The sequence below is a fragment of the Nonomuraea corallina genome (assembly GCF_027620315.1).
Lineage (GTDB): Bacteria > Actinomycetota > Actinomycetes > Streptosporangiales > Streptosporangiaceae > Nonomuraea > Nonomuraea corallina.
In genome coordinates, this window is sequence record NZ_JAPNNL010000367.1 from 1 (window position 1) to 275 (window position 275).

A 275-nucleotide genomic window follows, 5' to 3' on the forward strand; every position below is an offset into this window, starting at 1 on the left:
GTGCCGGCGTGGGTGAGGCCGTTCTTCCACACGTGGTAGCTGAAGGTGCCGTCGGTGTTCTGGTAGGTGGCGACGAGGTCGTCTTTTCCGTCGCCGTTGACGTCTCCTGCGGCGACGCGGTTGCCGGTGTTGGTCATGGTCCAGCCGCCGGAGTTGTAGTCGGTGGCGCGGTTGAACTCTGTTCCGTTGGAGGTCCAGCGGTAGATGGTCATGGTGTTGTCGCCGTCGTCGCGCATCATGGCGGGTTCGGCTTTGCCGTCGCCGTTGAAGTCGGC

Annotated in this window: 1 protein-coding gene; it reads right to left on the reverse strand. The window is 64.0% G+C overall.

All coding sequences use genetic code 11. The features are described 5' to 3' along the window. Window positions 1-275: FG-GAP repeat domain-containing protein (locus OUY22_RS36725; protein ID WP_270159924.1), on the reverse strand; the 275-nt coding region annotated here is incomplete at both ends.